This is a genomic window from Streptomyces sp. CA-288835 (assembly GCF_050936385.1).
Lineage (GTDB): Bacteria > Actinomycetota > Actinomycetes > Streptomycetales > Streptomycetaceae > Streptomyces.
Window position 1 is genome coordinate 4,710,178 of sequence record NZ_JBNJMW010000001.1, and the last position, 13,932, is coordinate 4,724,109.

At 69.2% G+C, this 13,932-nt stretch carries 15 protein-coding genes; 5 read left to right on the plus strand and 10 right to left on the minus strand.

All coding sequences use genetic code 11. The annotated features are described in order from the left end of the window. The first annotated feature begins 47 nt into the window (after positions 1 to 47). Positions 48 to 938 carry an SURF1 family protein gene (locus tag ACQEVY_RS21105; protein WP_432950763.1) on the plus strand — a complete coding sequence of 297 codons (891 nt, stop codon included), beginning with the start codon at positions 48 to 50 and terminating at the stop codon, positions 936 to 938. A 278-nt stretch (positions 939 to 1,216) separates the two neighbouring features. On the opposite strand, the gene ACQEVY_RS21110 is transcribed toward ACQEVY_RS21105, so the two are convergent. From ACQEVY_RS21110 to ACQEVY_RS21125, 4 genes are all read right to left on the minus strand, one after another. After that, positions 1,217 to 2,464 carry a hypothetical protein gene (locus ACQEVY_RS21110; protein ID WP_432950765.1) on the minus strand — a complete coding sequence of 416 codons (1,248 nt, stop codon included), beginning with the start codon at positions 2,462 to 2,464 and terminating at the stop codon, positions 1,217 to 1,219. After that, complete coding sequence (locus tag ACQEVY_RS21115; RefSeq protein WP_165339958.1) at positions 2,461 to 3,036, minus strand: SigE family RNA polymerase sigma factor; 576 nt, start codon at positions 3,034 to 3,036, stop codon at positions 2,461 to 2,463. The genes ACQEVY_RS21110 and ACQEVY_RS21115 overlap by 4 nt, the downstream gene beginning before the upstream one ends. 452 nt (positions 3,037 to 3,488) lie before the next feature. Next, complete coding sequence (locus tag ACQEVY_RS21120; protein ID WP_328769922.1) at positions 3,489 to 4,583, minus strand: aspartate-semialdehyde dehydrogenase; 1,095 nt, start codon at positions 4,581 to 4,583, stop codon at positions 3,489 to 3,491. 55 nt (positions 4,584 to 4,638) lie between these two features. Next, on the minus strand, positions 4,639 to 5,916 hold the full coding sequence (locus tag ACQEVY_RS21125; protein WP_432950768.1) for an aspartate kinase: 1,278 nt from the start codon (positions 5,914 to 5,916) through the stop codon (positions 4,639 to 4,641). Between the two features lie 278 nt (positions 5,917 to 6,194). On the opposite strand from ACQEVY_RS21125, the gene ACQEVY_RS21130 reads away from it, so the two are divergent. Beyond that, positions 6,195 to 6,947 (plus strand): response regulator transcription factor, encoded by a 753-nt coding sequence (locus ACQEVY_RS21130; protein ID WP_432950770.1) that lies wholly within the window; start codon positions 6,195 to 6,197, stop codon positions 6,945 to 6,947. Then, positions 6,944 to 8,356, plus strand: a complete 1,413-nt coding sequence (locus tag ACQEVY_RS21135) for a HAMP domain-containing sensor histidine kinase (RefSeq protein ID WP_432950772.1) — start codon at positions 6,944 to 6,946, stop codon at positions 8,354 to 8,356. Before ACQEVY_RS21130 ends, ACQEVY_RS21135 begins: the two co-directional genes overlap by 4 nt. Here the strand turns inward: ACQEVY_RS21135 and ACQEVY_RS21140 are convergent. Continuing rightward, complete coding sequence (locus tag ACQEVY_RS21140; protein ID WP_432950775.1) at positions 8,322 to 8,819, minus strand: SgcJ/EcaC family oxidoreductase; 498 nt, start codon at positions 8,817 to 8,819, stop codon at positions 8,322 to 8,324. The two genes, ACQEVY_RS21135 and ACQEVY_RS21140, sit on opposite strands and share 35 nt — an antisense overlap. Before the next feature lie 150 nt (positions 8,820 to 8,969). Between ACQEVY_RS21140 and ACQEVY_RS21145 the strand changes: the two genes are divergently transcribed. Beyond that, positions 8,970 to 9,701 carry a TSUP family transporter gene (locus ACQEVY_RS21145; RefSeq protein ID WP_432955325.1) on the plus strand — a complete coding sequence of 244 codons (732 nt, stop codon included), beginning with the start codon at positions 8,970 to 8,972 and terminating at the stop codon, positions 9,699 to 9,701. Between the two features lie 25 nt (positions 9,702 to 9,726). Here ACQEVY_RS21145 and ACQEVY_RS21150 read toward each other — a convergent pair whose 3' ends face one another. The 5 genes from ACQEVY_RS21150 to ACQEVY_RS21170 form a co-directional block, all read right to left on the minus strand. After that, complete coding sequence (locus ACQEVY_RS21150; RefSeq protein ID WP_432950777.1) at positions 9,727 to 10,116, minus strand: hypothetical protein; 390 nt, start codon at positions 10,114 to 10,116, stop codon at positions 9,727 to 9,729. Next, positions 10,113 to 10,388, minus strand: coding sequence for a hypothetical protein (locus tag ACQEVY_RS21155; RefSeq protein WP_432950779.1), 276 nt, complete (start codon positions 10,386 to 10,388; stop codon positions 10,113 to 10,115). Before ACQEVY_RS21155 ends, ACQEVY_RS21150 begins: the two co-directional genes overlap by 4 nt. 495 nt (positions 10,389 to 10,883) lie before the next feature. Beyond that, entirely contained in the window at positions 10,884 to 11,543 is a 660-nt protein-coding gene (locus tag ACQEVY_RS21160; protein WP_432950781.1) for a DUF5063 domain-containing protein, read from the minus strand. A gap of 128 nt (positions 11,544 to 11,671) precedes the next feature. Next, complete coding sequence (gene recR, locus ACQEVY_RS21165) at positions 11,672 to 12,271, minus strand: recombination mediator RecR (RefSeq protein ID WP_432950783.1); 600 nt, start codon at positions 12,269 to 12,271, stop codon at positions 11,672 to 11,674. Between the two features lie 111 nt (positions 12,272 to 12,382). Further along, positions 12,383 to 12,727: a YbaB/EbfC family nucleoid-associated protein gene (locus ACQEVY_RS21170; protein WP_165339968.1), complete on the minus strand. Its 345-nt coding sequence runs from the start codon at positions 12,725 to 12,727 to the stop codon at positions 12,383 to 12,385. Between the two features lie 287 nt (positions 12,728 to 13,014). On the opposite strand from ACQEVY_RS21170, the gene ACQEVY_RS21175 reads away from it, so the two are divergent. Continuing rightward, on the plus strand, positions 13,015 to 13,800 hold the full coding sequence (locus ACQEVY_RS21175; RefSeq protein ID WP_432950785.1) for an SLATT domain-containing protein: 786 nt from the start codon (positions 13,015 to 13,017) through the stop codon (positions 13,798 to 13,800). The last annotated feature ends 132 nt before the right edge of the window (positions 13,801 to 13,932 follow it).

A 13,932-nucleotide genomic window follows, 5' to 3' on the forward strand; every position in this document is an offset into this window, starting at 1 on the left:
CCACCCCTCGCCCGGGCCGCGGGCAAGGGCCCCGTAACGTGGAGGGCGTGTACCGGTTCCTGCTGACCACTCCCCGCTGGTGGGCGATCAACGTCTTCGTACTGCTGGCCATCCCCTTCTGCGTGTTCATGGGGTCATGGCAGTTGGGACGGTTCGAGGACCGCGTCGAGAGCCACCGCACGGCCGAGGAGAAGGTGTCCGAGGATCAGCGGGACGCGGCCCGGCCCCTCGCCGAGTTGCTGCCCGTGGACAAGGAGACGTCCGGCGAGCAGGCCACGGCGACGGGCCGGTACGGGAAGCAGTTGCTCGTGCCGGACCGGGAGCTGGACGGCAAGCGCGGCTATTACGTCCTGACGATGCTGCGTACCGACGACGGCAAGGCCCTGCCTGTGGTCCGGGGCTGGCTGCCCGGTGACGCCGACACCGCGAAGGCCCCGGCCGCCCCGACCGGCGAGGTCACCGTGACCGGAGCGCTCCAGGCGTCCGAGAATCCCGGCTCGGACGGCGTGAGCGCGGCCGGTGGTCTGCCCGCCGGCCAGACGGGCGCGATCAGCGCGGCGTCGCTGGTGAACCTGGTGCCGTACGAGGTGTACGACGCCTGGGTCACGCTCGCCCGGGCCGACGCGGGGATGACGGCGGTGCCCGCGAAGGCTCCGCAGGACACGGGGCTGGACCTGAAGGCGTTCCAGAACCTCGGTTACACCGGCGAGTGGTTCGTCTTCGCGGGCTTCGTGGTCTTCATGTGGTACCGGCTGGTGCGCAGGGAGGTGGAGTTCGCGCAGGACGCTGCGCTGGGCCTGGCGGAGGAGCGGGCTGGCAAGCCCGCCGGGTCGGCCGAATCCGCCGGGCCAGCCGAGCCCGCCGAACCCGCCGGGTCCGCCGAACCTGCCGACGAGGCGCGCGGCGAGCCGAAGGCGTCGGCCTCGCCTACGGCCTGACGCCAGCATCAGCCTTGCCCACGGGCCTGATGCAAGGCATCAGCCTTGCCTACGGCCTGAGGCCCGAGCCCGCTCAGTGCTGGCTCCGCCGGGCTGGTTGGACGCTGCGGGTTCATCGTGGCTGGTCGCGCAGTTCCCCGCGCCCCTAAAGGGCCTGCGGCCCTCTCGGGGCGCGGTACCACGGCGAAGTACCGCAGCGGACTTTGGCAGGTCCGCGTGGCGCCCCGCGCCCTTGACTTGGCGCGGTACTGCAGCGGACCTCGGCAATCCGCCCAGCCTCAGGACGCCGCCAGTACCCCAGTCCGGTAAACCGTCCCCGCGCACACGTCCGGCACCGTTGCTGAAGCTGTCGGGGCGCCGTCCTCTGCTGTGTTGGAGACCACGACGCTGCCGTCCTGGACGCCTTCCTCCGGGGCGAGTTGCGTGGTTGTGCCGTCGCCGGTGCCGCCCTCCGAACCCGAGGTCGTGCCGCCGCTGTCGCCGCCGGTGGTGGTGCCGTCCGTGGGGGTCGGCTCGTCGGGCGGGGTGGGATCGTCGTCGGGGACGGTCGGGCAGGTCTCCGAGGGGACGAAGGCGAACTTCACCTCGTAGGCCGCCCCCGGCTGCAGTACCAGCGTGCTGACCTCGGCCGACGGGTCGGGCAGCCCCGTCGCCTCGTCGCCCGAGGTATGGGAGACCACCTGGATCTTGGACGCGTCGGCCGCGCCCTGTGGGAGGGCGGAGACGGTGCCGGAGCCGGTGACCGTGCAGGTGGCGGCGGAGACGTTGGAGATCTGGAAGGTGCCGTAGACGGTGCCGCCGGCGTCCGGGGAGCCGACGTTGGAGGTGGCGTTGCCGAGTTGCGTGGACGTACAGGCGGGTGCGTCGGCGGCCGAGAGCGTCGGCTCGGCTCCGCCGGTGGATGCGCCGCCGCTCTCCTCCTTGTCCTCGCCCGGCGTCTCCTTCTTGTCTTCCTTGTCCTTCTCTTTGTCCTTGCCCGGGGCGCTGCCGGGGCCGCTTGCGTCACTGTCCTGGGAGGAGCCGCCCTGGCTGGACCCGCCCTGGGTCTGCGAGGTCTCGTGGCCTGCGATGGACGGGTCGGCGTCGGAGCCGGTGGAGTTCGAGACGTGCACGAGGGCCGGGATCGCCGTGCCGACGAAGAGCGCGGCGGCAGCCATACCGACCACGGCCTGGCGCTTGCGGGCCCGCCGTACCGGCACCGCGCGCCGCAGATGCTCCAGCGTGGCGTCGTCATCCGCGGGTTCGAGCTCCTGCACGGCCTGGTGCAGCATCCTGCGCAGGGCCAGCTCGTCGGAGGCGAGACCCTCCAGAGCAGAGCCCTCCGGACCGGCGCCCTTCGCTCCTCCTGAAGCGAAACCGCTCGACTCCCCCGCCCCGCTCGACTCCCGCGGGCCCGGATTCTCCGAGTGGCCGTGATTCACAGTTCCGTTCCCAGTGCCGTTTCCAGCGTGCCGCTCATGATCGTGCTCGTACCCATGCTCGTACTCGTTGTCGTCGCGAGCCCGCTCGCGCTCGTGGTCGCTCATGCCGACGCCTCCATGGCGACGCGCAGGGCCGCGATGCCGCGCGAACCATACGCCTTCACCGAGCCCAGCGAAATGCCCAGCGTCTCGGCGACCTGCACCTCGGTCATGTCCGCGAAGTAGCGCAGGACGAGGACCTCGCGCTGCCGGCGCTGAAGCCCCTTCATGGCCTTGATCAGGTCGTCGCGCTCCAGCAGGTCGTACGCGCCCTCCTCGGCGCTCGCCATGTCGGGCATCGGCTTGGTCAGCAGCTTCAGGCCGAGGATGCGGCGGCGCAGCGCGGAGCGCGACAGGTTCACCACGGTCTGCCGCAGATACGCGAGGGTCTTCTCCGGGTCGCGGACGCGTTTGCGCGCCGAGTGCACCCGGATGAAGGCCTCCTGGACGACGTCCTCGCAGGAGGCGGTGTCGTCGAGCAGGAGCGCGGCGAGGCCCAGGAGGGAGCGGTAGTGGGCGCGGTAGGTCTCGGTGAGATGATCGACGGTGGTGCCCGCCGCCATGGCGTCATCAGCGCCCTCGCGCTGATCCGGGATGCGGGCGGGCCGAGCTGCGGGCATGGGCGCGATCACCGGCATGCCGCCGGGCCCACCGGACAAGCGGGGCCGACGGGGCGGGCGCAGGGCTGTGCCGCGCGCAGCTGGGAATTCGAGTACCTCTGCCACGCAAGTTGGACACGTTTACCCCTGTCGGGGTTGTACGCGACAGGCATCACATTTGCGTCAAGCCGCGCGACTCCCGGCGCGACCCCCCGCGCGCCTGTCAACGCGTCGTATGCCCTCATGCGTACCAGCTCTTCCTCTATGCCCATGTGATCGCGGCGTCCGGACACCCCTCACGGGCGACCCCAAAGACGCTCCCCGCCCTCCGCACGGTTGCGGAGGGCGGGGAGGGAAATCTTCGAACGCCGAAGGCTCCGGTTCTAGGTCCGGACCAACGGGCGAACCATCAAACTGTCACAGATTCTACAAACGTTTCAGCCCAGTACCACACGATCATCGGCAAACCGGCCCGCGCTCAGGACAGTTGCTCATGCCCCGGCCCCGCTCCCGGCCCCCTTCATTTCCCCCGCCACCAGCTCAGCGATCTGCGCCGTGTTCAGCGCGGACCCCTTCCTCAGGTTGTCCCCGCACACAAAAAGTTCCAGCGCCGTCGGGTCGTCAAGGGCCCGCCGTACGCGCCCCACCCACGTGGGATCCGTGCCCACCACGTCGGCCGGCGTCGGGAACTCCCCTGCGGCCGGATCGTCGAAGAGCACGACCCCGGGCGTGGTGGCGAGGATCTCGCGGGCCTGGTTCACGGTGACCTCACGCTCGAAGCAGGCGTGGACGGTCAGCGAGTGCGTGGTGATGACGGGCACGCGTACGCAGGTGACGGCGACGCGAAGGTCCGGCAGCCCGAGGATCTTGCGGGACTCGTCCCGTACCTTCATCTCCTCCGAGGACCAGCCGTCCTCCCGCGGAGTCCCGGCCCACGGCACCACATTGAGCGCCACCGGCTCGGGGAACGGCCCGGTGTTGTCCCCCACGGCGCGGCGTACGTCACCGGGGCTGGTCCCCAGCTCCGTACCCGCGACGAGCGACAACTGCTGCCGCAAGGTGTCGACGCCCCGGCGTCCGGCGCCGCTCACCGCCTGGTACGAGGACACGACCAGCTCACGCAGCCCGAGCTCGGCGTGCAGTGCGCCGAGGGCCACGATCATGGAAAGCGTCGTGCAGTTGGGGTTGGAGACGATCCCGCGCGGCCTCAGGCGCGCGGCATGCGGATTGACCTCCGGGACCACCAGCGGCACATCCGGGTCCATCCGGAAGGCGCCGGAGTTGTCCACCACGACCGCGCCCTTGGACGTGGCGATGGGCGCCCACCGCTCGGCCACCTCGTCCGGTACGTCGAACATGGCGACGTCGACGCCGTCGAAGGCGGCCTCGGTGAGCGCCACGACCTCGACCTCCTCGCCGCGCAGGGCCAGCTTGCGGCCGGCCGAGCGCGGCGAGGCGATCAGACGGATCTCACCCCAGATGTCCGCGCGCTGGGACAGGATCTGGAGCATGACCGTGCCGACGGCTCCGGTCGCTCCCACGACCGCGAGCGTCGGCTTTCCGGCCCGCCCCGCAACCGCGGTCATCGGCGGCCGGTGCCTCCGTACGAGAGGCCTCCGCACGATCCGTACGAGAGGACGGTCATCGCCCGGTGCCTCCGTAGACGACGGCCTCGTCGCTGTCGGAGTCGAGACCGAAGGCGGTGTGCACGGCGCGGACGGCTTCGTTGACGTCGTCGGCGCGGGTGACCACCGAGATACGGATCTCGGAGGTCGAGATCAGCTCGATGTTCACGCCCGCGTCGGACAGCGCCTCGAAGAAGCCCGCTGTGACGCCCGGGTTGGTCTTCATGCCGGCCCCGACCAGGGAGATCTTGCCGATCTGGTCGTCGTAGCGCAGCGACTCGAAGCCGATCGCCGTCTTCGCCCGCTCCAGCGCGTCGATGGCCTTGCGGCCCTCGGTCTTGGGGAGCGTGAAGGAGATGTCCGTCAGGCCGGTGGAGGCGGCGGACACGTTCTGCACGACCATGTCGATGTTGATCTCGGCATCGGCGATGGCGCGGAAGATGACGGCGGCCTCGCCCGGCTTGTCCGGGACACCGACGACCGTGACCTTGGCCTCGGAGGTGTCGTGTGCGACACCGGAGATGATGGCCTGCTCCACCTTCTGGTCCCCTTGCTCAATCGGCTCGTTGCTGACCCAGGTGCCCTTGAGTCCGCTGAAGGACGAGCGCACATGGATCGGGATGTTGTAGCGGCGGGCGTACTCCACACAGCGGTGGAGCAGCACCTTGGACCCGGAGGACGCCAGTTCCAGCATGTCCTCGAAGGAGATCCAGTCGATCTTCCGGGCCTTCTTCACCACACGCGGGTCGGCGGTGAACACGCCGTCGACATCGGTGTAGATCTCGCAGACGTCGGCGTCGAGGGCCGCGGCCAGCGCGACCGCCGTGGTGTCGGATCCGCCCCGGCCGAGCGTCGTGATGTCCTTCTTGTCCTGGCTGACGCCCTGGAACCCGGCGACGATGGCGATATTGCCCTCGTCGACCGACGTCTGGATCCGGCCCGGTGTGACATCGATGATCCGCGCTTTGTTGTGGACCGAGTCGGTGATCACACCTGCCTGGCTGCCGGTGAAGCTCTGGGCCTCGTGGCCCAGGTTTTTGATCGCCATCGCCAGCAGGGCCATGGAGATCCGCTCTCCGGCGGTCAGCAGCATGTCGAACTCCCGCCCGGCAGGAATCGGGGATACCTGCTCGGCGAGATCGATCAACTCATCCGTCGTGTCACCCATCGCCGACACCACGACGACCACCTGATGGCCGTTCTTCTTGGCGTCGACGATCCGCTTGGCGACTCGCTTGATGCCTTCGGCATCCGCTACGGAGGAGCCTCCGTACTTCTGCACGACAAGGCCCACGTGCGCTCCTCGCTCATTCCGTCTGGTACCGCACACTGCGGTCGGCTCAGTCTAACGAGCGGCCGAACACCACCCGGGTGTTATCGCATCGTGAGATGTCCCGCTCACGACGTGATCACTCGACCCTGTCGCCGAGTGCTGCCAACGACCCTGGCGGCCCGGCCGCTCCAGGACCGCACATGCCCCCTCAGTCAGGGCCCACTCGGAAAACTGCGCCGAAAGTGCGCCGAGTCACACCCGGTCAACGAACCTGAGATTTCAAACATAAGGTTCCGCCTGTGCGCATACTCCTGGTGGAAGACGACGAGCCCATCGCCCAGTCGCTCCGGCGCGGCCTCACGCGCTACGGCTTCGAGGTGGAATGGGTCACCACGGGCCGGGACGCCCTGGCCCACGAAGGGCCGTACGACGTCGTCCTCCTCGATCTCGGACTGCCCGACACCGACGGTCTCGACGTCTGCAAGACCCTGCGGCAGCGCGGCGACGTGCCCATCATCGTGATCAGCGCGCGCAGCGACGAGACGGACCGGGTGGTGGGCCTGGAGCTCGGCGCCGACGACTACGTCTCCAAGCCCTTCGGCGTACGAGAGGTCATCGCGCGCATACGTGCCGTGATGCGGCGGATACAGCCGCGCGCCACCGAAGCGACGGCGGACACCGGCCCCGACCGGTACGGGCCGCGCCTGACCATCGACCGCAAGGCCGCCCGCGTACGACTGGACGACGAGGAACTGGCCCTCGCCCCCAAGGAGTACGACCTGCTCGCGTTCCTCACCCAGGAGCCCGGCGCGCTGATGTCCCGCGAACAGATCATGGAAGCGGTCTGGGACGCGAACTGGTTCGGGCCGACCAAGACGCTCGACGTCCATGTGGCGGCACTGCGGCGGAAACTCGCGGACGCGATCACGATCGAGGCGGTGCGGGGAGTCGGCTTCCGGCTGATCGTCCACGAGGACGGCGATCCGCGCGGGAGCGCGGGGAACGGCAAGAACGGCGGCGTGGGCGGCAAGGGCGGCGGCAGCAGCTCATGATCCGCCAGCTCATTCGCAGTTACGTCCTTCTTGTCGCCGTCGCGATCGCCCTGTTCACCGTGCCGGTGGCCTTCACGCTCACCGACCAGCTGCGGGACGACACCAAGCTGTCCGTCGAGCGCGAGGCCACGACCATGGCGCTCCTCTTGGGCAATGGCAGCCAAGCCTCGTGCCAGGCCCTGGAGGAGATGGGCACGGCGTACAGCCTTAAGACGCCCGACGATGTCCAGGTCCTCTCCGAGGAGGCGCCCTGCGCGGGGGAGCTGCCCCAGCCGGACCAGGACGCGGCCCTCACCAAGGCTCTGAACGAAGGCAAACCCACCAGCGACTGGGGCTCCTCCTTCATCTGGGGTCCGCACCTGGTGGTCACCGTTCCCGCCCACGCGGATCCAGTGGATACGGGTGCGGTGGATCCGGGTGCGGACGAGGCGAAGGGCCCGGTCGTCGGAGCCGTACGCATCGAGTATTCGACCGAGGACCTCACCGGACGGCTGTGGAGCATCTGGGGCTTCCGGGCGATCCTCGCCGTGCTCGTGCTGGCCGTGGCCGCCGTGATCGGCGCCGTAGTGGCCCGCCGGCTGACCCGCCCGCTGCGCCAACTCAACGACATGGCAAGCAAGTTCAGCGACGGTGATCTGACGGCCCGTTCCCCCGTGACGGGCCCCCAGGAGACACAGACCCTGGCCCGTACGCTCAACCAGGGCGCCGAACGCCTCGACACCCTCATGTCCGCGCAGCGCATCTTCGTCGCGGACGCCTCCCACCAGCTCCGTACGCCTCTGACGGCGCTGCGGCTGTCGCTGGACAACATCGCCGACGGGGTGGACGACGAGTTCGTCAAGGAGGACGTGGAGCAGGCGACGGCGGAGGTGGTCCGGATGAGCCGCCTGGTCAACGACCTGCTGGTGCTGGCGCGGGCCGAGGCCAAGGTGACCGCCGCGGAACCGCTGCCGCTGAGTGACGTACTGGAGGAGCGGCTGGCGGTGTGGCGGCCGGCCGCCGACGAGCGCGGAGTGTCCATCGCGCTCAGGGGGAGTGCCGACGGCCGGCTTCTTGTGTTGGCCAGTCCCGGTCATCTGGACCAGGTCCTGGACAACGTGCTCTCCAACGCCCTGGAGGTCTCACCGGACGGCGCGACCATCACCGTCCACGCGGAGTCCAAGGGCGATCAGGTGGTGCTGAAGGTGATGGACCAGGGCCCCGGTATGTCCGAGGCGGAGAAGTCCCGCGCCTTCGACCGCTTCTGGCGCGGTCAGGGCCTCACCGGGCGCTCCGGCTCCGGCCTCGGTCTCGCCGTCGTCAGGCAGTTGGTGACGGACGACGGCGGGACCGTTGCGCTCGAGGATGCCCCCGGGCGCGGTCTGTGCGTGGCGATCAGCCTTCGGGCATCGCAGAGGAGTGGTGGTTGACGATCTTCCACTCGCCGCCCTGCTTCTCGTACTCGTACGTGTAGCGGGCCTCGACGACCTTCTTCTCGCCGGTCTCGTGGTCGGTGAGCGCGAACTCGTACACGCCGGTGTCGATGGCGGAGTTGCCGTCGAGGACCTTGACGATCGTCTGGACCTTCGTGCCGACCGGCTTGTTCTGCAGGAAGTGCTCGAAGTAGTCGACGATTCCGGCGCGGTCGGTACGGACCTTGTTGGAGACGGTGGGCAGGAGGACGGCGTCCTTCGCGTACTTGTCCGCCACCTTCTCCGGGTCGCCGGTCTGCAGAGCGGCGTTCCAGCCCTCGAAGAGCGCGGCGACTTCCTTCTTCGAAGGCTTGGCGGCCTTCTCGGGCGTGGCCGCGCTGATCCCCGCGGTCACCGTGGCGACGGAGACGAGGGCGGTGGCGGTGACGAGTGCGGCGCGTATACGGGTCTTGCGGGTCATCGCAACTCCAGTGCGGTCTAGGTAAGTTGCTCCCTTCCGCTTTCTCTGCGGTGGGAGTGACTCAAGATTCGCGCGGCACTGGTTAGGGCTGATCCAACAGACGTGCAGGGGTCGGACAAGGTCCGTCCAAAGACGGAGGGTGACGCTTTGATCACGGGCGCATGGACGGCGAACCTGCTGCTGGGCGGCATCATCCTGCTCGGTTCCTCCGTGCAGTGGCTGACCGGCATGGGCTTCGCACTGGTCGCCGTACCCGCGCTCGTACTCCTACTCGGCCCGGCCGAAGGCGTCGCGCTGGCCAACTGTGCCGGCGGGGTCATCTGCCTCGTCGGCCTCGCGGGCGGCTGGCGCCAGATACGCCCGCGGGCGATGGTGCCGCTGTGCGCCGCGGCGGCGTGCACCGTACCCGCCGGGACATGGGTGGCCCGACGACTGCCCGAGCCCGTCCTGCTCGCCTTCATGGGCGCACTGGTGACGGTGGCCGTGCTGCTGGTCATACGGGGCGTCCGGGTGCCGGCCCTGCGCGGCACCGGCGGCGCCGTGACCGCGGGCGCACTGGGCGGGTTCATGAACTCCGCCGCCGGAGTCGGCGGCCCGCCGGTCTCCCTGTACGCGGTCAACGCGGGCTGGCCGGTACGAGAGTTCGTCCCGAACGCGTTCTTCTACGGAGTGCTCGTCAACGCGTTCTCCGTCGCCGCGAACGGGGTGCCCCAACTCGCCCCGCCCATCTGGCTGTTGGCAGCGACCGGCATGGCCGCCGGCGCCGCCGTGGGGCGGGCGCTCGCGCCTCGGGTGCCGGAGAAGGGGGCGCGGGGGTTGGTGCTGCTGCTGGCGCTGGGGGGCGGGATCACGACCCTGGCCAAGGGGTTGTGGGGGTTGTGATCCCTTGGCCAGGAGTCGAACTCGTTCAGGGACGTTCGACGCGGATGCGCTTACGGCCGGCGCAGTCAACCAGCGCGCGAATGTCTCCCAGGTCGTCGGTGAAGATCGGCGCCTCGTTGTAGGCGACGGCTGCCAGTACGACGCTGGCGTCGACGACGTCGGAGGTCTTGTTCTTCTGGCAGAGCACGGCGGCGGCCTTCGCCAGGGTTTCCGTCAACGGCAACACCTCGCAGCCCTGGAGCAGGCGATGAAGTGCCGCCGCCTTCGGACGTGCGTCCCAGCCCTGCGCCAGAACCCCCGCCGGGATGATGGGCAACTTGCCCCGGCCCAGCATCCGGTAGTGCTGACGCAGGAACGCCTGGTCGTTCTTGGCAGCCGCGATCAGCGCGCCTGTGTCATAGACGATGTGGCTCACGCGCTCCGGCGCTCCTCTCGCGGCTCCCCGAAGAGGTCGTCGATGCGCGCGTCGGCTTCCGCCAACTCTTCAGACGTCGGCCATCCGTGCTCTTCGAAGTGCTCCTCCATCGCCCGCAGCCCTTCACGGATGATGCGACGCTTGTCGAGGTACTGCTCCAGTGCCCGGCTGACCACTGCCGAGATCTGCTCGTCCTCGGCAGCGGCGTACTGCCGCAGTGCCTCGCCGAGCTCGACATTCAGACTCACGCTGAACTTCACCTTCTCTGCCATATTACGAATGTAATCCGGGAACTCCGCTGGGGCCACCGGCACGCGGAGGCGCACGGGCGCTCCCGCACTCGGCGTCTCGGAGGCACAGCTGCGCGAAGTCCGCGTCCACGTACGGGAATTCGTCACCCACGGCGCGTTTTCCGTACCCCGTTTTGGCCATGGGGTGGGTGGGGCGCGGCAGGGCAGGACTAGGCTGGGCGCAAGCCACGATCGAACCTCTTCTTCGATCCGTAGGGCCAGGCCCCGGAGCCGGTGTTGGCGCACCGACCGGGGCCGATCTTGTGCCGCGAACCTAGAGCGACTTTACGTTCAGATGCAAGGCGATTACAGAACGTCACTCTTACGAGTTACGCGCCCTCAACTCACGTACGGACTTGGTTGGTTGGGCTGTCCCCGTACAAACGCTGTGGGGCGCGGCATGCCCGCCGCGCCCCACGTTCGTATCCGACCTCGGTGCTCCCTGTGTTCGAGGCCTCGCAGTTCCGTCGACCTGCGTTACTTGACCTCGCGCAAGCCCAGCGGCCCCGCCAGTTCCTCCGCCATGACCTTGCCGGCCTCCTCCTCCAGGGCGTCCTCGTTGAGGTCCTGGTCGGTGTCCAGGCCGTCGAGTTCTTCCAGGGGCTGGTTCAGGCGTACGTGGGCCACCAGGGACTGGAGGGCTCGGAGGGTGGCGGAGGCCGTGGAGCCCCAGTTGGAGAAGTAGGAGAACTGCCACCACCACAGTGCCTCCGTGGTGCGGCCCGCCTTGTAGTGGGCCATGCCGTGGCGGAGGTCGGTGATGACGTCGGCCAGGTCGTCCGAGATACGGGCGGGGACGCGGCCCTTGCGGTGCTCGTACGGGTCGAAGACCTCGGAGTAGACGTCGATCGGGTCGAGCAGGGCGGCCAGGCGCTCGCGGAGTTCGTCCACGTCCGGCTCGGGGCCCAGGTCGGGCTCGTAACGCTCCTCGGGAAGGATGTCCTCGTGGGCGCCGAGGCGGCCGCCCGCCAGCATCAGCTGGGAGACCTCGAGCAACAGGAAGGGCACGGCCGAGTCCGGCTCGTCGCCCTTGGCGACCTCGGTGACCGCGACGAGAAAGCTCTCGACCTGGTCCGCGATCTGGACCGCGAAGTCACCCGGGTCGTGAGCGGCCGCGTGCAGCGTGGCGTCAGACATCTAGAAGCCGACCTTCCTCATGAGCAAAAACAGGTTCAGACATCCATGAGCCGCGTTCCCGCGAAGGCGCGGTCGTCTCAGTGGCGTTCGTCTCAGCCGTCTCAGCGGTCTCAGCTATCTCAGCCATCTCAGACATCGAGCAACCGCCTCCCTTCGAAGGCCCGGCCCAGGGTGACCTCATCGGCATACTCGAGGTCACCGCCGACCGGCAGACCGCTGGCCAGGCGGGTGACCTTGAGGCCCATGGGCTTGATCATGCGGGCGAGATACGTGGCCGTCGCCTCGCCCTCCAGGTTCGGATCCGTGGCCAGGATCAGCTCCGTGACCGCGCCGTCCGCGAGGCGGGCCAGGAGTTCCCTTATCCGCAGGTCGTCCGGGCCGACGCCCTCGATCGGGCTGATCGCGCCGCCGAGGACGTGGTACTTGCCCCGGAACTCCCGCGTCCGCTCGATCGCCACGACGTCTTTCGGCTCCTCCACCACGCAGATGACCGAGAGGTCGCGGCGGGTGTCGCGGCAGATGTTGCACAGCTCCTCCTGCGCGACGTTGCCGCAGGTCGCGCAGAAGCGGACCTTCGCCTTGACCTCCATCAGGCACTGCGCGAGACGCCGTACGTCCGTCGGCTCCGCCTGCAGGATGTGGAAGGCGATCCGCTGCGCGCTCTTGGGACCGACGCCGGGGAGCCGCCCCAGTTCGTCGATGAGGTCCTGGACCACGCCTTCGTACAACGGATTGCCTTCCTGTTCACGCTCTCTCGGTACGTACCGTAATCGCGCTTGTCTTCTTGGTACGTACGGTAGTTGGCGTCCGGCCTTCTTAGAAGAGACGGCCGGATTGACTTAGAACGGCAGGCCGGGGATGCCGCTGCCGCCGCCCAGACCCTGGGCCAGCGGGCCGAGCTTCTCCTGCTGGAGAGCCTGCGCGTTCTCGTTGGCCGCCTGGACCGCCGCGACGATCAGGTCGGCGAGGGTCTCGGTGTCCTCCGGGTCCACGGCCTTCGGGTCGATCTTGAGGGCGCGCAGTTCGCCGGAGCCCGTCACGGTCGCCTTCACCAGGCCGCCGCCCGCCTGACCGTCGACCTCGGTGCGCGCCAGCTCCTCCTGCGCGTTCGCGAGGTCCTGCTGCATCTTCTGGGCCTGCTGGAGCAGCTGCTGCATATTGGGCTGGCCACCACCGGGAATCACGATCAGCTCCTGGTTCGTACGGCTGTCCGGGCAGGGGTTTTCCGCCCGCGCGGGCGTTTCCCCGTCTGGCATGAGCCTACGTGGTCTACAGCGGCATCGCCCCAGCACTCTTTCGAGTGAGGCAAGGCGATTGCCTATACCTGATCAAGAACCACGTCCGAGCGTAAAACCCCCGATACCGGGGCCATCGCCACCCATTGGGAGGTAGTAAGGGTGGGGCGCTTCAGCAGCTTGCGGCACCCATGCGCCACGGTACCGTCACGCAACGTAACGATGAGGGAGCGTCGGTGAGCCAGCCGGAGATGCAGCCCGAAGGATCGGCCCAGGACGGCCGGGGTGACGGGCGGGGGGACGGTCGAGCTGACGGATATGGGAATGGGAGCGGGGTGCTGCCCGGTGCGCCCGGTGACTTGATGGGCCGACCGTTTCCGGTCGGCGACTGGGCGGAGCCGGCGGAGCGGCTCCATGAGCTGTACCGGTGGGTGGAGGCGGGGGCGCTCGCCACGGCCTCCTGGTATCTCGCCGGGCGGACGTGGAAGCGGCGGGGGGCGCGGGTGCTTCGGGCCGGTACGGCTGTGGGGGCGGTGGCCGGGGCCGCGTTGCCGGTGCTCGACCTCACGGGGGTGGTGGGCGGTGTGGCCTCCTGGGGTTATCTCGGACTCCTGGGTGGGGTCGCGTGTGTGGCGGTGGACCGTTTCTTCGGGGTCACGTCCGGGTGGATAAGGGACGTGGCCACAGCTCAGGCCGTGCAACGGCGGCTGCAGGCGCTGCAGTTCGACTGGACGTCGGAGTGTGTGCGGGAGGTTCTCGGCCCTACGGAGGGGACGGCGGCGGATGCCGCCGAGCGGTGCCTCGGGGTGTTGCGGCGGTTCTCCGAGGACGTTACGGAGCTGGTGCGGGCGGAGACGGTGGACTGGATGGTGGAGTTCCGCAATGGGGCCGCTCCGCTGGGGTTGCAGTCGTCCGTGGCCGGGGCTTCGCGCCCGGACCCGTCGGCGCCGGGCGGGCGGCCCGCGCTTGCGCCGGGGGCGCGGCCGAACATGCCTCGGCAGCGGCCACCGGAGGCTCGGTGACGGTCTCGCCCCCACCGCCCTTACCCGTCCCATACCAAGGGGCTCCGCCCCTGGACCCCGCTGGGGGGCTGCGCCCCCAGACCCCCTCGGGGCTCCGCCCCGGACCCCGGCCATGGGCTGCGCCCCTGGGGG